The sequence below is a fragment of the Stenotrophomonas sp. MH181796 genome (assembly GCF_009659995.1).
Classification (GTDB): domain Bacteria; phylum Pseudomonadota; class Gammaproteobacteria; order Xanthomonadales; family Xanthomonadaceae; genus Stenotrophomonas; species Stenotrophomonas riyadhensis.
The window spans coordinates 441,359-461,312 of the sequence record NZ_RAHU01000005.1 but is presented as its reverse complement, the minus strand read 5'-3'; the positions used below and the strand labels follow the sequence as shown (position 1 = coordinate 461,312).

Genomic DNA, 19,954 nt, shown 5'->3' with positions numbered 1-19,954 from the left:
GATCAGTCCTCCTTGGTCACGCCGAGCTTCTTCAGCTGCTCGGTGTTGTTGAGCACATCGGTCAACAGGTCTTCCAGCTTCTCGTTGCCCGCCAGCTTGTTGCGGAGATCGGCCAGCTTGGTGCGCGACTCGAGCAGGCGCCGCAACGGTTCGATCTGCTGGACCACCGCCTCGGGACGGAAGTCGTCGATGGAATTGAACTTCAGCTCGACGCCGAACTCGCCACCGTCGTCGCTGATCTTGTTCGGCACGCGATAGACCGCGCGGGGTGCGACGCCTTCCATCACTTCATCGAAGTTGTCCAGATCGACGTTGACGAACTTGCGATCCTTGACCTTCGGCAGCGGCTGTTCCGGATTGCCACTGAAATCGCCCATCACGCCGACCACGAACGGCAGTTCCTTCTGCTCGATCGCGTCACCCTTCTCCACATCGTAGGTGAGCTGGACGCGCGGCGGGCGGATCTTCTGCAGCCGCTTCTGGATGCTTTCCTTCTTGGCCATGAGTGTCTCCTGACTGGGGCCGGTTCCGGATCAGTTGCCGATGTTCTGGAACGGATCGGAGGTGTTCGAGCGGGCAGCGGGCTTGGCCGGCTGCGTCGCGGCGGGCTGGGCAGCAGCGGCGGGAGCCGCGGCACGGCCTGCACGGGCGCGGCTGCGCGGCTTGGGCTTGGGCGTCGGGTCGAGAATGGCGTCACCCATGGTGTTGCGCAGGGTGGTGGCCAGGGTCTGCGCTTCCTTGCGTGCGGTGTCCGACGCCAGTGCGCCACGGCCCTGCAGGCGGGTCAGCGACTGGTTGGCGACACGGAAGCCGGCGACGGTGATCACACCATCGGCCACCAGATCATTGGGATCGCGCTGGAGTACTTCCTCGGCTGCGACGATCGCGCGGGCGTACTGGCCCTGGTCGAACTGCAGCTGTGCGATGCGTACCCACGGCTCCTTGCGCGTCGGGTCGGCCTTGGCCGCCAGTTCGAACGCACTGATCGCGGCATCGGCGCCGCCAGTGGTGACCTGTGCTTCGGCGTTGCTCAGCGTCGTTTCGAACGGCACGACCTCGGCCTTCTTCGGCGCCGATGAGCAGGCCGCCAGGCCCGACAGCAACATCAGCGCGAACATCGGCCGGTACACAGCCTTCCCCATTGCCTTCACTTCCATAGTGATCCCTCGTCGAAATTAGTTCCTCAAGGAAGCCGAATCTCCGCCGATACAACGCACGGGATTCCTGCCCCTGTCGGCGGCAGTGTACATTCGCGAATACGCGTCGGTATAGTGAATTTCGTCAAGAATATGGCGAATTTGATAGACACAACCTTCACATCCCGATGTGATATCCGCGAGCAGAAAGTACTTATACGCTCAATTTTCGCCCCGCACCCCGAGCCGACCGACCGCACATGAATGCGCAACTTTTCTCATTCCATCGCGTGATATCCGTCACGATTTTGTCCCTGGTCATGTCCACGTCCCTGACCGGTTGTGCCAGTGACAGCAAGTTGGGCAAGGCAATGGACAAGACCCTCCAGGCCGTGGGCATCCGCGAGGGCAAGCCCGAGGCGCCCCCCACCATTCCGCTGCGCCTGTACGCCGGCAGCAACCTCAACGCCGGCAACGACAAGCGGGCGACGGCCGCGGTGGTCAAGATCTACCATCTGCGCAGTCTGCAACGCTTCGAACAGGCTCCCTTCAACGCTTTCCTCGACCAGGCCGGCGAGCAGGCTGCACTCGGCGCGGACCTGCTTTCGGTCAACGAAGTCGTACTGACCCCGGGTGCCCGGCAGGAATTGTCCGAGCAGCTGAGTGAAGGAAGTGCAGTGCTCGGCGTTGTCGCCCTGTTCCGCGCTCCGGCCGAGAATCGCTGGCGGCTCGCGTTCGACACCAAGGGCAAGACGCTTCCGCAGGATGGCGTCACCATCGGCGTCCATGCCTGTGCCCTGACCAGCGACAGCAAGGCGCTGTTGACACGTATCTCCGGTGATCCAGGCAGTCTTGCATCCATCCGTTGTGCAGGCGCGAAGAAATAGCATCGCGCCGGAATTCTGGCACTCGAATTCATCGATGCGATAGTATCCTCAGCGCAACGATTGCCCTGTTCGTTTGAATGTGCGATGGGATTCACATTTTCACATTACTGAAAGGGCATGCGCCGCTGCGGGGCGCGAGAACGTCGGAACCGACCCGCACTGGCGACTTTTTCAAGCTATTTCCAAGGATTGAACGTGGCTTATGTAAGCAGGATGTCGAAGGTTCTCTGGGGTGAAGGCCTGTTCCTGCGCCCCCAGCACTTCCAGCGCCAGGACGCCTACCACGAAGCACGGCTGCAGGATCTCTCGCAGACCCTGCACCCCTATGCATGGGGTGCACGCCGGGTGCGTTTCGATCCACATGCACTTTCCGGTGGCACGCTGCGCCCACTCGATCTGTCGGCGGTGTTCCCCGACGGCGAGACCTACGATGCGCCCGCGCACGACGGCCTGCCCGATGCGGTATCGCTGCAGGAGCTGCCGCCAGGCGTACAGTCCACCGTCGTCTATCTGGCACTGCCGCTGCTGCGCGATGATGGCGCGAACTGTGCCGATGCCGAAGGCACGGTTCTGGCCCGTTACCGCCAGGCCAACCGTGATACGCAGGACCTGTTCACCGATGCGGTCGAAGCCGAACTCGCCTTCCTCAGCAAGGCAGTGAAGCTGCTCACCGACGATCAGCCGCGCGACGCCTACGCCACGGTGCCGATCGCGCGCGTGCGGCGCACCTCCAGCGGCGGCTTCGAACTGGACGATGAGTTCATTCCGCCGTGCGCCCAGTTGCAGGCGTCACCGTTCCTGCATCGCGAACTGCGGGCGGTGCTCGATGCGCTGCAGGCGAAGGTCGATGCACTGTATGGCCTGCACCGGCAGACCTCGCAGAACATCATCGAATTCCGCTCCGGCGACATCGCCTCGTTCTGGCTGCTGCACACCATCAACAGCTCGTTCAGCGCGCTGGCGCATCTGCTCCACCATCCGCAGCTGCACCCCGAGCGCCTGCACCAGGAGCTGCTGCGCATGGCCGGCGCACTGCTGACCTTCTCCAATGCGTACCAGCTGGGCGATCTGCCGGTATATCGCCACGACCAGCCGGAAGCCTCCTTCCGCAAGCTGCTGGAGATCGTGCGGACCCTGCTGGATACCGTGATCTCCACCCGCTATTTCAAGATCGCGCTGAACGAGGTGAAGCCGTCCTACCATCTCGGCCGGCTCGATTCGCAGCGCATCGACGGCAATGCCTCGTTCTACCTGTCCGTCTCCGCATCGCTGCCGGCGCAGGAGCTGATCCAGAGCGTGCCGGTACGTTTCAAGGTCGGTGCGCCGGACGATGTTGAGAAGTGCGTGCTGTCCGCGCTTCCGGGCGTGAAGCTGACCCACGCGGCGCAGGTGCCTGCGGCGATCCCGGTGCGCCCGGGCAGCCATTACTTCGAACTCGACGCACGCGGCGCGCTGTATGAGCGCATGCTCAAGGCGCAGTCGTTGATGATCTACGTGCCGGCCGGTATTGCCGAACTGAAGATGGAACTCGTGGCGGTGACCTCATGATGAACTCCCCCCTGCCCCCGACGCCGGGCCCGATGCCCTCGCTGACCGCCAATGGCGCGATGGTCAACCCGACGCCGCAGGCGGCCAATCCGCAGAGCCTGCAGGACCTGATGGCCGACGGCTTCTACCTTCTGCTGCTGCTCAAGCGCGGCCAGCTGCCACACGATGCCGAGAGCTTCGTGCAGACGGTGCAGAAGTTCCTCGATGGCGTGGAACGCAATGCCATGCGCATGGGCGTGGCCTCGGAAGATGTCTACGCTGCCAAGTACGCGTTCTGCGCGGCGGTGGACGAGGCGATCCTGTCCCAGCCGTCGCCGCTGCACGAAACCTGGGAACGCAACCCGCTGCAGCTGCGCCTGTTCGGCGAGCATCTGGCTGGCGAACACTTCTTCGATCGCTTGGAAGAACTCCGGCGCCAGGGCGCCGCGCGCCTGCCGTCGCTTGAGGTCTACCACTATTGCCTGTTGATGGGCTTCGAAGGCAAGTACCGCCTGGAAGGCACCGAGAAGCTGGGCTACCTGACCGCGCGCCTGGGCGATGAGATCGTCTACCTGAAGGGCAAGCGCCACGGTTTCGCACCGCACGCACTGCCACCGGACAACGTCCGCCACAGCCTGCGCCGCGTGGTGCCGTTGTGGCTGCCGGCCGTGGTGGTGGGCTGCTTCGGCATCGTCGCCTTCTTCGGCATGCGCACCTACCTCGGCCACGAAACCGGCCAGCAGCTGGCCGCCTACAACGACGTGGTGCAGATGCCCGAGCGCACCGCCCACATCACGATCACCCTGCCATGAGCCTGATGATATGGACATCCCAAGCTCCTCACTGCTCGCATCCCTCGCTTCGCTGTCCCACCGCGAACGCCTGATCCAGCTGAAGGGGCCTGAGGAAGGCCTGGTCGTCGAACGCTTCGAAGGCATCGAATCGGTGTGCGGCGACAACCGCCTGCAGATCGACTGCCTGTCCACCGACGCGTTCCTGGACCTGGAGCCGTGGCTGGAACAGCCGCTGACCCTGCAGCTACGCCAGGCCGACGGTTCGCTGCGCCAGTGGCACGGGCTGTGTACCGAGGCTGCGCAGCTGGGCAGCGATGGTGGCCTGGCCCGCTATCGCCTGATCCTCGAACCGTGGACCGCGCTGCTGCGCCTGCGCCGCAATGCGGTGATCTTCCAGGATCTGGATACCCGCGCCATCTGCGAACAGATCTTCGCCGACTATCCGCAGGCCCTGTTCCGCTTCGACGTGCAGGCCGAGCTGCCGGCACGCGCGATCACCACCCAGTACCGCGAGACCGACTGGGCCTTCGTCACCCGGCTGCTGGCCGAAGCCGGCCTGGCCTGGCGCATCGAGCAGGCGCAGGACGACGATGCCGCACACACCCTGGTGGTGTTCGAGCCGGGCGCCGAGCTGCCCGACGCAGGCCGCGTGCGCTTCCATCGCGCCGACATGGCCGAGGCCAGCGACGGCATCACCGCCTTCGCCGAGCGCCAGCAGCTGGTACCCAACGCCAGCACCGTGGCCAGCTGGCACAGCGAGCAGGTTGCTGCCGTGGCCGCGCACTCCAGCGCCGATGCCGGCACCCTGCCCGCCTTGGAAGTCTACGTGCAGCCGCGCGCCGGTCGATTCGCCCAGGCCGGCTGGGCCGACGCCGAAGCACAGGCACGGCTGGACGCGCTGCGCGTCGGCCAGGTGCTCTACAGCGGCAGCGGCAGCGAGCGCCAGCTCAGCGCCGGCAGCACCTTCACCTTGGCCCAGCACCCGCAGCACGAAGGCCAGGCCTTCCAGTTGCTGGCCGTGCAGCATGTGGCCCTGAACAACCTGGACCAGGGCATCGCCGAGCTGCTGGGCAGCACCGCGCTGGAGCGTGGCGCCTACCGCAACAGTTTCCTGGCCACCGGCAGCGGCGTGCCGTTGCGCGCCCTGCCGCAGGACCGGCCGACCCTGCATGGCCCGCAGACTGCACGTGTGGTGGGCATTGCCAACACCGCCGTGACTCCCAACCGCGAGCACCAGGTACGCATCCAGTTCGGCTGGCAGCGCGGCAGCAGGCCCAATCCCGGCGGCCTGACCGACACCGGCAGCGCCCAGCCCGGACACGCTCCCGGCGACCACACCAGTGGCAGCTGGGTGCCGGTCGCCGAGTGGGTGGCCGGCCCCAACTGGGGCACGGCCTTCCTGCCCCGCGTGGGCAGCGAAGTACTGGTGGAATTCCTGCACGGCGACATCGACCAGCCGCGCATCACCGGCCAGCTCTACAACGGCGAAGTCGCTCCGCCCTTCGGCGGCGGCATCGACGAGAACGCACGCCACCCCGGCGTACTCAGCGGCCTGCACACCCAGGCCCATGACGGTAGCGGCACCCAGCAATGGGTGATCGACGACACGCCCGGGCAGCTGCGCACGCGCCTGCACAGCTCACTGGCCGACAGCCGGCTGGAGCTGGGCTACCTGATCGCGCACCAGGACACCGCCCGCGGCGCGCTGCGTGGCGAAGGCTTTGAACTGGCCACCCAGGGCTGGGGCAACGTGCATGCCGGCGAAGGCCTGCTGCTGTCGGCCAGCCTGCAGGAGCGCGCGGCGTCCACGGTAATGGACAACGCCAGCGTGGTGGCTCAGCTGAAGGGTGCCGAGCGCAGCCTGGAACAGATGCAGCAGACCCTGGCGCAGCAGCAGGTGCCGGGGTTGGCGGAGTTCGAGCGCACCAAGCAGCTGCGCGAGCAGATCGACCCGAAGGCGCAGGGCCGCTATACCGGCGACGTGAACGGGCAGAATGCGATGAAGCCCGGCAGCGATGGCCGCAGCCCCGGCGAGCAGCCGGTGGAACGGCTGGGCAAACCGCTGCTGCTGGCCGAAGCCCCGCACCATGTGGCCTGGACCACCCCGGCCAGCGCCGTGGCCTATGCCGGGCAGAACCTGCAGATGACGGTGCAGCAGGACCTGCACGTCAGCGCCGGCGAGACCATCGCCACGGTGTCCGGCGAGCACGTCTCGCTGTTCGCGCAGAGCGGTCCGCTGCGGGTGATCGCCGCGCAGGGCCCGGTCAGCCTGCAGGCCCACGACGGCGAGCTGGAACTGCTGAGCGATCAGGCGTTGACCATCACCGCCACCGACGACCGCATCGACGTGCTGGCGCAGACCAAGGTGGTGCTGCAGGCCGGCAGCAGTGCGATCACGCTGGAGGGCGGCAACATCACCTTCAGCTGCCCCGGCGAGTTCAAGGTCAAGGCGGGCGAACATCCGTTCATGGGGGGAGGCAGCACCCCGGCCAGCCTGCCGCCGCTGCCCGCTTTCACGATCAAGCCTGATCCGGGCCGCACCTTCGAAAGCACGTTCGCCTACGACCAGCTGCGCAGCATCGCCGAGCAGTCCACGCCGGTCGAGTTCGTCATGATGATGGCGCCGACCTTCGGCTTCGATGTTCCGGCGCGAACCTACATGAAGCTGCAGGACGCGCTGAAGAATGGCAGCCTGCAGGCGCCCGAACACAAGGTGATGGCCGGCGCGCCCTACCCGGCCGACTACGACAACAGCAAGCGCATCATCCGCGTGAACAGCATGGCGGCAGACCGCGCGGCGACGACCATCGAGGCGTCACGCGAACTGCTGGCGGTGCTGCTGCATGAGTTCGGGCACCACGTCGACAACGTGCTGCGTAATGATCTGGCGGAGAAGGATGCGAACGGCAAGCCGACCCTCGCTGCGGACAGCGGCAAGGAAGAAGGCACTGCACTCGCCTATCGCCTGGCGTTCTTCGACCTGGAAGGCACGCACGAAACCGAGTATGCGCAGTACACCTCGCCCGAGTTCAACGGTGCGTTGAAGGTGAACTATGCGGAAGTACAGGCTGCACTGAAGCAACAGGGGCCCGTGGCCCAGGAAACCAACAAGAGCGAGGATGGGCGCTACGAGGGGTTCAGTGCGGGTGATGGCCAGAACCATGACAAGCGACCCAGCGAGTCGTTTGGGCATCGATCGATTGAGGCGGTGCTGGGCAAGGTCGGCTTCAGCCGCGCTGAAATGAACGCGATCTATTTCGGCAACTGGCTGCGCGACTACTCGCAGCTGCTGGATCCGAAGATCGTGCGTCCACCGAATCTCCCAAAGGATCTTGGAAAGCACATCTCCCGATCTGCATTGACAAAGGTTGTCGACGTCCTGGCTGGCAGCGAGTTCTACGAACTGCGTCGAGGAAACTATCGTAACTACGGCGTAACCACTGAACGATTGGGCGTGTATCGTCCCAGCGAACACATCGACAATCCCAAGAACATCAAGCCGTCGCCTCCGGACCCCAGAACCATCGATCCGGACTTCGAGCCATGGGTTACGCCTGGCAGCGATCTGCTCAAGATCGACCCAGACCGATCGATGAAGCGCTACATCATCCGTTCCAGCGAATTCATGGAGGCCGAGCTTCGCAAGGCCATGTCATTGGGAATGACACCTGATGGCATGCGTCACTTCGGTTCGGCACTTCATGTGCTTGAGGATTACTTCGCCCATTCCAATTTCTGCGAACTGAGCCTTCGAAAGCTCGGGCATGGCAAGGTGCTGCCCTGGACTGCAGCGGCAACTTGCAAGCATTCGTACCCAGTCGTCACCGGCATGTTCGGCTCCACCGATGTGATCGCCAGCCTGGCCGAACCCATCGCACACAAGGTCTTTGGCATTGAAAGCTGGGAATTCAAAGCCAGCAAGCCCGGTGATCGCTCGGACGGCGAGAAGATCATGCTGATACTGCTGTCGGAACACAGTGACAAGAGATACTACGAAGCCTTCGAGAAGTTCCTCAAACTTCGTGATCGCATCGCAAGCATTCCAGGCCATGAGTATCTTGAACGTGCTGGCTGGATTGCCAGCGCCCCGATGCGCCTTGTGCTGAACTCATACAACTTCGTGTACCAGCAACTGCTGTTGCTGGTGGGCAACAGCGTTGACGATGCCCAGACCATGTTCGACTCTGATCCGAACAAGAATGGATCTACGGACCCCAGCCACTCCCAGCTCGCCAAGGATCACGATGTGCACCCCTTGCATACGCTCGCTGCCACCCTGGCCAGCAGCGCGGTGCAACAAGTGGGAGCTGCCATGTACAAGCACTGGCGAGGAATGCCCACGACCAGTCCGGCCACGATCGCGAAGTCCTACCTGGTGCACCCGCAAGACACCTCCTGGCAGGATGCACTGGTGGGCGCCTGGGCGAAAAAGCACCCTGCCGACATCCGGCGTGCTGCGTCAGCGACCGAGCTTGAGCACTTGCATGAGGAACACGGCAAGCACGCTCTGGAGGAAATTCGCCGGGTGGGTCGCTATGGATCCAAGAGTTGGGACTACATCACCAAGTTCTACGAAGATCTGTTTGGTGAAAAGAATCAGGTGAAGCCAAAGAAATGATCAGGAATCTCTTTCTTGCCTCGCTTCTCGTCCTTGGCTTCGGCGCGTGCAGCGATGCCCAGACGGCAGCTCCCGCGCGTGGCGAGGCCAATGCAGCGCCGCATCTCACGCTCAACGAAGACTACGTCGAGTACAAAGGGAAACGCCTGACCTTCAAACAGGACCTTGCCGCATGGGAAAAGGTACTTGGACCCACGCACCGCAACGCGCTTTCGGAGGCATCGGACATCGTTGTCTGGGACGATCTGGGCATCCGCGTCTATACGAACTACCCCAAGGACCTGACGGTCCGCACCGTCGCCGTCACCCTGAAGGGCCTGCCGGAGGACTCGCTGGCCTACATCGCACCGGGGGAAGGCGTTCGTCCCCGCGCCGACTACAAGGGAGCTGTCTCGGTCAGTGCGGTGAAAGTGGACAAGAATACCCGGGTCGGGGACATCGCGCGTCTGAGCAATGATCGGCTGCGCATCGACTGCAGCCGCGGCATCGATCTCTGCACGGCAAGCCGCAAGGATGACCGGTTCAAGGATGTCAGCACGTACTTCGGCGTCGACGATCGTCGATATGACAGCATCCCTTATGAGATCGAGTTTGGTCCAGGACGTGATGGCACCCGCTGAGCCCAAGCGTACGGCGACGGCTCTCTTCGCGACCAACTCACGACGTTTTCTGGCGATAGCGCTTTCATCGCTCTTTGCCGCATGCAGCGCCGCACCTCAGGATGAGCAGCCGAAGCAGAAGCCAGCGGCCATTTTCGAGAATGGCTCGATCCTCATCGGCTCACAGCGCGTTGAACTTGGCGCCCCCGTCAAGGCATGGATTGCCGTCCTTGGTAGCGACTATCGCTTCGCCGATCCTGAGTTACCGATCATGATGATCTGGGATGAACTGGGGATCGCTGCCTACACGGGCCCAACGAAAGAACATCGCGTCAACTCAGTCTCATTCGTCCTCCGTGTCCCTCCCAGGTCATCTGGCGGCTATGAACCTCCAGGAGAAGGAATTCAGCCACGCAAGACTTTTTCGGGTGCGGTATCGTTCTCGGGCACTCCTGTGAACAATACGACGCAGGTTGATGACATACCCCGACTGAGCGGAGGTTTACTGGAAGTACACTGCAGCCAGGGAATTGCCCTCTGTAGCGCGAACAGGACAGATCAGGCGAAGCTGGATTACTCCTTCTATTTCTCCGTGGACGATAAGCGCTACAGCAGCTACATATACAAACTCAACATCGAGAAAGACGACGCTCCAGATTGAGGAGGCACGGAACCACCTTCACAAGCAGTGACCACTCGGCCTCATCATCGACAGCGGGCAATTCAACGGCGACATGAAGATCTGCGACATCCCGGCCGCCCGATGCACGATGTTTGAGATTCACTGCAGCGAGGGCATCGGCACATGCATCAGAAATCGGGTTGATGGCACTACTCGTGGCTGCTCCATCTACTTCAGGGCTGACGAAAGGCGATACGATCGCCTCCCGTACACCATCGAAGTCAGCCGCGAGACCAACTGATGTACGCTGCGGTGCCATCGAGAATCCTCCTGATTTCGTTTTCTGTGCTTGCATTTGCTGCCTGCGATGCCAAGCATGCCCCGGGCTCAGGCGAAAGCAATGCAGCCCCTTTGGCTTTCCAGGATGACTACGTCAAGTACAACGGACAGCGCCTGGATTTCACTCAGGACCTGTCCGACTGGATCAACGTGCTTGGCCCCAACCATCGCACCGCGTTTCCCGATGACCCTGGCATTGTGGTCTGGGACGATCTGGGCATCCGTGTCTACACCAACCATCCCAGGAATCAACGTGTGGTCACAGCATCAGTCACCCTTCGCGGAGAACCCGAGGATTCGCTGTCCTACATCCCACCAGGCGAAGGCGTTCGACCTCGCCAGGACTATGCCTACTCCGTTCTGGTCAACGGTGTCCGCGTAAACAAGGGCACTCGCGTAGGCGACATCGCACACCTGAGCGGAGGACAGCTACGCATTGATTGCAGTCGCGGCATAAGCATCTGTGGCGCAAGCAGGAACGATGAAAAGTTCATCCAGATGAAGATGTATTTCGGAGTGGATGACCGACGGTACGACAGCACCCCCTATGTCATCGAATTCGGCCCTGGAAGCAACCCGGCTCATTGAAATTCATCAAGTACGATCAAGACCATAGTGCGCAGTCGTCAGTGGCACGAGGATCCCTTCGACAGGCGGACCTGCTACGGCGATCTGCTTGGGGAGAAGAACCAGGTGAAGCCAAAGAAATGATCAGAAGACATCTGCTCGCCTCACTCCTTGTTCTCGTTCTTGGCGCGTGCAGCGATGCACGGACGGCAGACCCTGCGCGTGGTGGAACCAGTGCTGCGGCGGACCTGGCGTTCAACGAAGACTACGTCGAGTACAAAGGACATCGCCTGACGTTCATGCAGGATCTTGCCGCCTGGGAAAAGGTACTTGGCTCCACGCACCGCAACGCGCTTTCGGATGCCTCGGACATCGTTGTCTGGGACGACCTGGGCATCCGTATCTATACGAACTACCCAAAGGATCTGACGGTCCGCACCGTCGCCGTCACCCTGAAGGGCCTGCCTGAGGACGCGCTGGCCTACATTGCGCCCGGTGAAGGCGTTCGTCCGGGCAAGGACTACACGGGCACTGTCGCGGTCAGTGGCGTGAACGTGGACAGCAATACACGTGTCGGGGACATCGCGCAGCTGAGCAATGATCGGCTGCGCATCGACTGCAACCGTGGTATCAATCTCTGTACCGCAAGCCGCAGGGATGCCCGATTCATCCATGTCAGCACCTACTTCGGCGTCGATGATCGTCGTTATGACAGCACCCCGTATGAGATCGAGTTTGACCCGGGACGTGATGATGCGCGTTGAACCCGCGGTTTCGCCGACAGGTTCCTCTCGTTTCACGCTGCTGTTCGTACTCATACTGACTGCGGCCGGCTGTGGTTCGCATCACGTGCCATCGGCGTTCATGACCACGCCATCGCTGCCCGAAGCGGAACTGACAGAGCTCTACCCTGGCACACTGCTGAAGCAACTGGCTTTCAAGGACGTAGACGGCCCGGGCCTGCTGCTGCTTTCGCGCAGCGCGCAAGCATTGCCGGCGCAGGGCGACGCAGGACCGCTGGATCAGATCACGCTGCGTGCAGAGCTGTTCCGGCGCACCGATGAGGCGAGTCCTTGGGTTTCGCGCTGGAGCGTCGAAGATCCGGTTCAATGCGAAGGCCTGGATCTGGAGGCAGGCTATTTCCTTGATCAGGTGACAGCCACCGACCTGGACAACGACGGCCGAGCCGAGTTGACGCTGGCCAGCCACAGCGTCTGTGGCGGTGGCATTGACCCGCAGCAGCTGCGCATCGGGCTTCGCCAGGGCGAGCAGTACTACGAAGTGCGTGGCGAATCGCTGGTACACGTGGAAGGCGATGAACCTTTCGGCGGCGAGCGTCAGAACGATCCTGCGCTGGCATCAGCTGCGGCGCCGTTGCGTGCGCACATCGACAGCGTATGGGAAGCGATCAAGCGCGGGAGTTCGCCATGACCGCGCCATGGTGCCAGCGCCTGCATCCGCCCGTGCTCCTGCTGGTGCTTTCGGCTGCCGCAAACGCTGTCATCGCGCGCACGCCGCCGCCCAGTCCACTGCAACGTGCCTGCGCGGCCGACATCGAGGAACGTATCGAGCTGCGGTTCGCGGACGGCAGGCATGTAAGCGCCTGCGCACCTGGCGTCGGCGACGGCTGCGCGTACGGCAGCGGGCAGACCACGCTCGACGCTACGCCCGACCTCAACAACGATGGTCGCGCCGACGCGATCCTCACCCACTTCGGCAGCAGCTACGGTGACATCGACGTCACCCATAAACTGGTGCTGGCGCAGTGCCCGGACGGAACCTATGCGCGCCTGCTGGAGGGACGGTTCACCACGCTGGCCGCACCTCCGGCACCGCATCCGGCGTGGCCGGCGCTGGAGGCATCGCGTGACTGTCCGGGCGGCCGGGAAACGATTGCACTGCACTTCGAGCGGGCTGCCGCCCGCTACCGCGGTCCGGAACACTTCGATCCCGACAATGCCTGCACACGCTGAACGACACGGCTTGATCCAGCGCATGCCGTCGCCACGGGCGCGGTGCTATGGTGGCGCCATCATGCCCTCAGGAGTTGCACCCATGAACCGATACCGTCCCACCCACCTTGCCCTGGCCGCCCTCGCCTCGCCCCTGTTGCTGGCCGCCTGTGTCAGCACGCCAGGCCCGGAGGTGAAGGGCACGGGCCGCTGTGATGCCAGCCAGCTGGGCTGGGCGATCGGCCAGCCAGCCAACGAACCCAACATCCGCCGACTGTCCAGCGAAAGCGGTGCCGGCCTGGTCAACCCGATCGGCCCCAGCACCATCACCACCAGGGACATCCGCCAGGACCGCCTGCGCGTGTACGTGGACAAGGACAACATCATCACCGCGACCCGCTGCGAATAAGCACCGCCACAGGTTTCTGTAGAGCCGAGCCTACGCTCGGCTGCTCTCCGGTCAGGCCGCACGGAAAGCCAGCCGAGCGTAGGCTCGGCTCTACAGGGTTCAGGGTTCGGTGTACCCCGCGCAATCCGGCAGCGCCTGGTCGGGGTGGAACACCCCATCACTGAAGCGGAAAAGCCGCGTGTAGCTGCACGCTGGGTCCTGCTCGGTGCGGAGGTCCTTCTTCTTCAGCGGCCCTTTGGCCAGCGAATCCTCGAAGCGCGAGACACCGGCCGGAAACCGCGTGGCCACGGTCTGGTAGCGCAGTACCGGCATGCCCTCGGCCGCCGTCTCCAGCCCCAGTTTTGCCGAGAACCCATACTCATCGTGGCAGGCACCGGCACGCTGCTTGATGTCCTGCTCGCTGAAGCAGGCGCGGATCATCGCACTGCCCAGCCACGGCACGGTCAGCACGTCGTCGTCCACCTGGATGTCGTCCTGCAGGTGGCGCACGCGTGCCAGCTGCAGCGTGGACGCATCGGCACCGCCGCCGGAATACATGCTGCTGAACGAGACGATGCCTCCCACCAGTACATTCTGGCGGGCCCGCTGCTGCGGGTCGGTCACAGGCTCGTCGCTGCCAACACCTGGGGCCAGCCGCACGATCCACGGCCACAGCTTCAGATCGCTTTCCTGCGGCACGTCGATGCTGACGTGATAGGTGTGTGGCGTGCGCTGGCCCGGCACCTTCTCAAGTACTTCCAGCACGGTCGGCCGATCACCATCTTCGGTGACCGGCTGCACGCGCACGCACCAGGCACGATCGAGGGTGCAGTCATAGAGCCCCGCTGGTCCCGTCTCATCGGCGACCAGCACCTGCCCCAGCGGCTCCATCACATTGCCGGCAGCGTCACGCTGCTGCGGCAGGATCGAGCCCTGCGCCAACACCAGCGCCGGGGTGGCCAGCAATGCAGCACACACGGTCGTGCGGGCAACGATGGGGGGCATGGGCGGCTCCTGCGGTTGGGATTCCGATGGTAACCGTTGCCCGGGCAGAGTCGAGCCATGCCCGACTTCGCCTTTGCAGAGTCGAGCCATGCTCGACTGCTTTCTGTCGGGAAGAGCAGCCGAGCATAGGCTCGGCTCTACAGTAAGGACACGTTGTATCCGTCAATGCCCATTGCAGTCGCAGCCACCCCACCCTTTCGCCTTCGACGTCTGGCCGATGCCCGGATTGAACGTATTGCTCGGGTCCAGCTGCTTGTAGAATCCGGCCAGCGCTGGCTTGGCCGGGTACAGGTGGCCGACGTTGTGCTCGGCCGGGTACTCGGCGCCGCGCTGGTCCAGCAGTGCCCACATCGCGTGCTCGATCGCCATCGGGTCTTCGCCCTTGCGCGCGATGTAGTCCTGGTGGAACACGTGGCACAGGAAGTGCCCGTAATACAGCTTGTGCAGCAGGCGGCCATCGATATCGGCCGGCAACTGCTCGAACCAGTCGGCATCATCGCGGCGCAGGGCGATGTCCAGCGCCACGATGTCCTGCACCTGGTCGCGGTGTACCTCGCGGTAGCGCACCGCGGCGCCGGCCACGGCGAAGCGATGCAGGAAGGCCTTGCGACCCTCATCGGCCGTGCAGTGGAAGTAGCCGCCCTCATGGTCGGCAAAGAAGCCGCGCAGCCACGCCTCGGTGTCCGCTGCGTCCTGCGCGGAGACCTTCAGCAACAGATGATGCTCGTAGCGCTGGCGGAACTCGCCCATGCGCTTGGGCAGGTGCGAGGGCAGCAGGCCGGTCAGCACCTGCATCAGCCGGTCGGTCACGCCGCGCAGGCCCAACCGCTCGAACCAGCCATCGACGCGGCTCTTCAGTGCGAAGGCGGCCGGCACGCGGGCGGTGCCAAGGCGGTCGATCAACAGGAAGCTGTCCTTGCCGTAGCGTTCGCCGATGTCATAGGCATCGCGGTGGATATACTCGCCGGCAATCGGCAGGCGTTCGAAGCCGGTCAGCAGTTGGCGCCGGATCGCGGTCAGGCTGTCGGTATGGTTGCTGCCGATGTAGAAGACTTCGGCCGCCTCCTTCTCGAAGGTGTCCAGGCGCACCGCGAACACTGCCAGCTTGCCGGCAGATCCCGCTGCCTCGAAGTGGCGGCTGGGGTCGGCATTGAAGCGTGCCGGCGTATCGGCATCGACCCGGCGCACTTCCTCGGCGTAGCGTGGATCGGAGGCGGCGCGGCCATCGCCGTCCCCAACGTCGGCAGCACGGTAGTCACCCGCCTGCAGGCGCTGCAGGATCTGCTCGGGCGTATCGCCCAGCGCGATGCCCAGATGGTTGACCAGCTGCAGCTGGCCCTGTGCATCGACCTGCGCATACAGTGCCAGCTCGGTGTAGGCCGGGCCACGACGCACCAGCGCGCCACCGGAGTTGTTGCAGATGCCGCCCAGTACCGAGGCGCCGATGCAGGACGAGCCGATCACCGAATGCGGTTCGCGGCCCAGTGGCGCCAGCGTCTGCTCCAGCCGGTCCAGCGTCGCGCCGGGCAGGCACAGCACCTGGCGGCCCTCGTTCAACAGCTGGATGCCGGTCAGGCGCAGCGTGCTGATCAGCACGATCGGACGCCCATAGTCGTTGCCATCCGGGGTCGAGCCACCGGTCAGGCCGGTGTTGGCCGCCTGCAGGATGATCGCTGCCCCGCCCTGCACCGCCGCCTGCAGAACACGCCACAGCTCCAGCAGCGTACCCGGGCGCACCACCGCCAGCACCGGGCCGTCGCCGAAACGGTAGCCACGGCGGAAACGGCGGGTGGCCTTGTCGCCGGTCAGTACATGGCGGTTGCCGACCGCATCGCGCAACTGCGTCAGCACGGCATCGTGGCCACTCACGGCAGGTTGACCAGCGAATCGCGGCCGATGTCAGCGATGCGGCGCGCACCGGTCAGTGTCATCGCCACGCGCATTTCCTTGGCGATCAGGTCCAGCAGGTTGGCCACGCCGGCCTCGCCCTGCGCTGCAAGCGCATAGACGAAGGCACGGCCCAGCAGCACGGTATCGGCCCCCAGCGCCAGCATGCGCACCACGTCCAGGCCGGTGCGGATGCCGGAATCGGCGAGGATCTTCAGGTCGCCCTGCACCGCATCGGCGATGGCCAGCAGTGCGCGTGCGGTGGACAGCACGCCGTCCAGCTGGCGGCCACCGTGGTTGGAGACCACGATGCCATCGGCGCCGAACTTGACCGCATCACGTGCGTCATCCGGGTCGAGGATGCCCTTGATCACCATCGGGCCCTTCCAGAACTCGCGGATCCATTCCAGGTCCTTCCACGAAATGGACGGATCGAAGTTGCTGCCGAGCCAGCCGATATAGTCCTCCAGCCCGGTCGGATTGCCGCGGTAGGTGGAGATATTGCCAAGGTCGTGCGGGCGGCCGAACAGGCCCACGTCCCACGCCCAGTGCGGATGGGTGATGGCCTGGCCGATGCGGCGCAGCGAGGCATTCGGTCCACTCATGCCGGAGTGGGCATCGCGGTAGCGCGCACCCGGCACCGGCATGTCCACGGTGAACACCAGTGTGGTCACCCCCGCGGCCTGCGCCCGCTCCAGCGCGTTGCGCATGAAGCCACGGTCGCGCAGCACGTACAGCTGGAACCACATCGGCCGCTGGATGGCCGGTGCCACTTCCTCGATCGGGCACACCGATACGGTGGACAGGGTGAACGGGATACCGCGGCTGTCGGCCGCGCGCGCCGCCTGTACCTCACCGCGTCGGGCATACATGCCGGTCAGGCCGACCGGCGCCAGTGCCACCGGCATCGCCAGCGTTTCGCCGAACAGTTCGGTTTCCAGGCTCAGGTCGGACATGTTGCGCAGGATGCGCTGGCGCAGCGCGATGTCGGACAGGTCGGAAACGTTGCGCTTCAGCGTGTGCTCGGCATACGCGCCGCCATCGATGTAGTGGAACAGGAACGGCGGCAGCCGGCGTTGCGCTGCGGCACGGTAATCGGTGGAGGCGGAGATGATCATGGGGTCAACCGTGTGGGGAAGGTAGACGCGAGGCCCGCGCACGCCGGGCTTCGTTGTCATCGAGGGTGCGCAGCGTGGTGTGCACGAACTCGAGGTGGGCATGCGCGGCGGCGCGCGCGCGTTCGGGGTCGCCGGCCAGCACCGCGTCCATCATCTCGCGGTGCTGGTCGGACAACGGCGAGAAGGTCCTCGCCGAGGTGTAGAGCTTTTCGCGGCTCTGCGAGATGTTGGTCTGCAGCAGCTCGAACAGGCCGCGCATCACCTGCAGCAGCACCAGGTTGTGCGAGGCCTCGGCGATGGACAGGTGGAAGGCTGCGTCGGCCTCCGCCTCGCCGGTGGGGTCGTCCTTGCCGTGCGCGTCCATCATGGTCTGGAAGGCCTGGGCGATGCGTGTGCGATCCTCGTCGGTGGCACGCAGCGCCGCATGCCAGGCGGTGGCACCTTCCAGCGCGTGGCGGATCTCCAGCACGTCGAAGCGGTATTCCGGATCGCCCTGGAACAACGGCAGGTACGGCGCCAGCGGTTCATCCAGCGCCTGCCGCGCGCGCGCCGCGGGTTCGGCCACGTAGGTGCCGCCACCGACCCGTGCGGTCAGCAAGCCCTGGCTGGCCAACTGCGCGATGGCCTCGCGCAACGACGTTCGCGAGACCCCCAGCTGCACCGCCAGGGTGCGTTCGGCCGGCAGACGGTCACCCGGCTGCAGCCGCTGTTCCTGCACCAGGCCGCGCAGCTGCGCGGCCACCTTGTCCGAAATACGTTGCGTGCTCATGGCACCATTGTGGCCCGAAGCGCGCAGCGGGTGGTCGGCCTGCCGTGCATGGCTCAGGGAATCATCCAGGTCAGCCAGTAGGCCTGGGCCAGGGTGATCAGGCCGACCATCGTGGTGAAGATCAGGCTGTGCTTGACCGTGAAACGGAACAGGTCCGATTCCTTGCCGGCCAGGCCGACCGCCGCGCAGGCAATGGCGATCGACTGCGGCGAGATCATCTTGCCGGTCACGCCGCCAGTGGTGTTGGCCGCCACCAGCAGCACGTCGGACACGCCGATCTGCTGCGCCGTGGTGGCCTGCAGCGCCGAGAACAGCGCGTTGGACGAAGTATCCGAGCCGGTCAGGAACACGCCCAGCCAGCCCAGGAACGGCGAGAAGAACGGGAATGCGTCGCCGGTATGCGCCAATGCCAGTGCCAGCGTTGCCGACAGACCCGAATAGTTGGCGATGAAGGCGAAGGCCAGCACCATGCCGATCGAGTAGATCGGCATGCGCAGCTCACGCACGGTCTCACCGAAGGTCTGCAGCGCCGAACGGGCCGGCATGCGCAGCGCGATGATGGCGATCACCGCGGCAAGGATGATCGAGGTACCGGTGGCCGAGAACCAGTCGAACTTGTAGATCGCCTCGTAGCTGAGCGGTGCATCCACGATCGGCGGCATCTTCTGCACCATCTGGTCCAGGCCCGGCACCGGGATCTTCAGCACCCAGCTTTCCAGGGGGCCGCCCGCCGCGAACAGCGACTTGAACGGTTTGATACTCCACAGCGTGACCATCGCGGTGAGGATCAGGAACGGCGACCACGCCTTGGCGATCTGGCCGACGCTGTAGCGTGGCGCTTCCAGTGCCTGTGCAGCGGCCTCGGCGCTGGTTTCGGTGTCGAAGCGGAAGATCCGCACCGGCTTCCAGCGGCGCAGGAACAGGGTCAGGCAGACCAGCGATGCCAGTGAGGCGGTGATGTCCGGCAGTTCCGGGCCAATGAAGTTGGAGGTCAGGTACTGCGCGATGGCGAACGAGCCACCGGCCACCAGCACCGCCGGCCAGGTTTCCTTGATGCCACGCCAGCCATCCATGATCGCCATGATCCAGAACAGCACGATGAGGGTCAGGAACGGCAGCTGGCGGCCGGCCATCTGGCCGATCTCGAACGCGTCCAGGCCGGTGACCTGCCCGGCCACGATGATCGGAATGCCCATTGCACCGAACGCCACCGGCGCGGTGTTGACGATCAGGCACAGGCCGGCGGCATACAGCGGCTTGAAGCCCAGCCCGACCAGCAGTGCCGCGGTGATCGCCACCGGCGCACCGAAACCGGCCGCGCCTTCCAGGAAGGCACCGAAGGCGAAGCCGACCATCAGCATCTGCAGGCGCTGGTCCTCGGTGACCGACAGGATCGAGGCACGGATGATGTCGAACTGCCCGGTCTTGACCGAAACCTTGTAGAGAAACACCGCGCCGATGATGATCCAGGCGATCGGCCACAGGCCGTAGACGAAGCCGAAACCGGCCGCGCCCAGCGCCTGGGTCAGCGGCATGCGATAGAACAGCAGGGCTACGCCGAGTGCGATGGCCACGGTGATCGTGCCGGCCAGCCAGCCCTTCATCCGCAGCACGGCCAGAGCGATGAAGAAGAACGCGATCGGCAGCAGCGCGATCAGGCTCGACAACCACAGGTTGCCGGCGGGGTCGTACAGGTGTTGCCAGGGCTGCATGAAGGCTCTCGACTGGGGGCGGGATGTGCTCCAC

19 protein-coding genes are annotated in these 19,954 nt (G+C 64.4%); 11 read left to right on the top strand and 8 right to left on the bottom strand.

The window, feature by feature from the left end; translation table 11 throughout:
* Positions 1-2 precede the first annotated feature (2 nt).
* Together tssB and D5301_RS15130 are read right to left on the bottom strand one after the other, a co-directional pair.
* A complete protein-coding gene (tssB, locus tag D5301_RS15135) occupies positions 3-503 on the bottom strand; it encodes a type VI secretion system contractile sheath small subunit (protein ID WP_110712667.1) in 501 nt (166 codons plus the stop codon).
* Between the two features lie 30 nt (positions 504-533).
* Positions 534-1,142: a tetratricopeptide repeat protein gene (locus D5301_RS15130; protein WP_228756418.1), complete on the bottom strand. Its 609-nt coding sequence runs from the start codon at positions 1,140-1,142 to the stop codon at positions 534-536.
* A 254-nt stretch (positions 1,143-1,396) separates the two neighbouring features.
* On the opposite strand from D5301_RS15130, the gene tssJ reads away from it, so the two are divergent.
* The 6 genes from tssJ (at position 1,397) to D5301_RS15100 (ending at position 10,222) form a co-directional block, all read left to right on the top strand.
* The gene (gene tssJ, locus D5301_RS15125; RefSeq protein ID WP_110712669.1) at positions 1,397-2,023 is read left to right on the top strand and encodes a type VI secretion system lipoprotein TssJ; all 627 of its coding nucleotides are present in this window, start codon (positions 1,397-1,399) and stop codon (positions 2,021-2,023) included.
* Between the two features lie 213 nt (positions 2,024-2,236).
* Positions 2,237-3,571, top strand: a complete 1,335-nt coding sequence (gene tssK, locus D5301_RS15120) for a type VI secretion system baseplate subunit TssK (protein ID WP_110712670.1) — start codon at positions 2,237-2,239, stop codon at positions 3,569-3,571.
* Entirely contained in the window at positions 3,568-4,362 is a 795-nt protein-coding gene (icmH, locus tag D5301_RS15115; protein WP_180846291.1) for a type IVB secretion system protein IcmH/DotU, read from the top strand. Before tssK ends, icmH begins: the two co-directional genes overlap by 4 nt.
* Before the next feature lie 10 nt (positions 4,363-4,372).
* Positions 4,373-8,962 (top strand): type VI secretion system tip protein TssI/VgrG, encoded by a 4,590-nt coding sequence (gene tssI, locus D5301_RS15110; RefSeq protein ID WP_153856122.1) that lies wholly within the window; start codon positions 4,373-4,375, stop codon positions 8,960-8,962.
* On the top strand, positions 8,959-9,582 hold the full coding sequence (locus D5301_RS15105; protein ID WP_153856121.1) for a hypothetical protein: 624 nt from the start codon (positions 8,959-8,961) through the stop codon (positions 9,580-9,582). The genes tssI and D5301_RS15105 overlap by 4 nt, the downstream gene beginning before the upstream one ends.
* Positions 9,569-10,222: a hypothetical protein gene (locus tag D5301_RS15100; protein WP_153856120.1), complete on the top strand. Its 654-nt coding sequence runs from the start codon at positions 9,569-9,571 to the stop codon at positions 10,220-10,222. The genes D5301_RS15105 and D5301_RS15100 overlap by 14 nt, the downstream gene beginning before the upstream one ends.
* Here the strand turns inward: D5301_RS15100 and D5301_RS15095 are convergent.
* Positions 10,191-10,502, bottom strand: a complete 312-nt coding sequence (locus D5301_RS15095) for a hypothetical protein (protein ID WP_153856119.1) — start codon at positions 10,500-10,502, stop codon at positions 10,191-10,193. The two genes, D5301_RS15100 and D5301_RS15095, sit on opposite strands and share 32 nt — an antisense overlap.
* On the opposite strand from D5301_RS15095, the gene D5301_RS15090 reads away from it, so the two are divergent.
* The 5 genes from D5301_RS15090 to D5301_RS15070 all read left to right on the top strand — a co-directional run bounded on the left by D5301_RS15090 (position 10,484) and on the right by D5301_RS15070 (position 13,450).
* Positions 10,484-11,110, top strand: coding sequence for a hypothetical protein (locus tag D5301_RS15090; RefSeq protein WP_153856118.1), 627 nt, complete (start codon positions 10,484-10,486; stop codon positions 11,108-11,110). The genes D5301_RS15095 and D5301_RS15090 overlap by 19 nt on opposite strands.
* Positions 11,107-11,853, top strand: a complete 747-nt coding sequence (locus D5301_RS15085) for a hypothetical protein (RefSeq protein WP_153856117.1) — start codon at positions 11,107-11,109, stop codon at positions 11,851-11,853. The genes D5301_RS15090 and D5301_RS15085 overlap by 4 nt, the downstream gene beginning before the upstream one ends.
* The gene (locus D5301_RS15080; RefSeq protein ID WP_194936646.1) at positions 11,762-12,520 is read left to right on the top strand and encodes a hypothetical protein; all 759 of its coding nucleotides are present in this window, start codon (positions 11,762-11,764) and stop codon (positions 12,518-12,520) included. The genes D5301_RS15085 and D5301_RS15080 overlap by 92 nt, the downstream gene beginning before the upstream one ends.
* Positions 12,517-13,062, top strand: a complete 546-nt coding sequence (locus D5301_RS15075; RefSeq protein WP_153856115.1) for a hypothetical protein — start codon at positions 12,517-12,519, stop codon at positions 13,060-13,062. Before D5301_RS15080 ends, D5301_RS15075 begins: the two co-directional genes overlap by 4 nt.
* Before the next feature lie 82 nt (positions 13,063-13,144).
* Positions 13,145-13,450: a hypothetical protein gene (locus D5301_RS15070; protein WP_110712675.1), complete on the top strand. Its 306-nt coding sequence runs from the start codon at positions 13,145-13,147 to the stop codon at positions 13,448-13,450.
* A gap of 99 nt (positions 13,451-13,549) precedes the next feature.
* Here D5301_RS15070 and D5301_RS15065 read toward each other — a convergent pair whose 3' ends face one another.
* The 5 genes from D5301_RS15065 to lldP all read right to left on the bottom strand — a co-directional run bounded on the left by D5301_RS15065 (position 13,550) and on the right by lldP (position 19,920).
* Positions 13,550-14,434 carry a hypothetical protein gene (locus tag D5301_RS15065; protein WP_110712676.1) on the bottom strand — a complete coding sequence of 295 codons (885 nt, stop codon included), beginning with the start codon at positions 14,432-14,434 and terminating at the stop codon, positions 13,550-13,552.
* Positions 14,435-14,596: 162 nt separating this feature from the next.
* Positions 14,597-16,303 carry a D-lactate dehydrogenase gene (dld, locus tag D5301_RS15060; RefSeq protein ID WP_164161560.1) on the bottom strand — a complete coding sequence of 569 codons (1,707 nt, stop codon included), beginning with the start codon at positions 16,301-16,303 and terminating at the stop codon, positions 14,597-14,599.
* Positions 16,300-17,439 carry an FMN-dependent L-lactate dehydrogenase LldD gene (lldD, locus tag D5301_RS15055; protein WP_153856114.1) on the bottom strand — a complete coding sequence of 380 codons (1,140 nt, stop codon included), beginning with the start codon at positions 17,437-17,439 and terminating at the stop codon, positions 16,300-16,302. The genes dld and lldD overlap by 4 nt, the downstream gene beginning before the upstream one ends.
* A gap of 4 nt (positions 17,440-17,443) precedes the next feature.
* Positions 17,444-18,208: a transcriptional regulator LldR gene (gene lldR, locus D5301_RS15050; protein ID WP_153856113.1), complete on the bottom strand. Its 765-nt coding sequence runs from the start codon at positions 18,206-18,208 to the stop codon at positions 17,444-17,446.
* Between the two features lie 53 nt (positions 18,209-18,261).
* The gene (gene lldP / locus D5301_RS15045; protein WP_153856112.1) at positions 18,262-19,920 is read right to left on the bottom strand and encodes an L-lactate permease; all 1,659 of its coding nucleotides are present in this window, start codon (positions 19,918-19,920) and stop codon (positions 18,262-18,264) included.
* Positions 19,921-19,954: the final 34 nt, after the last annotated feature.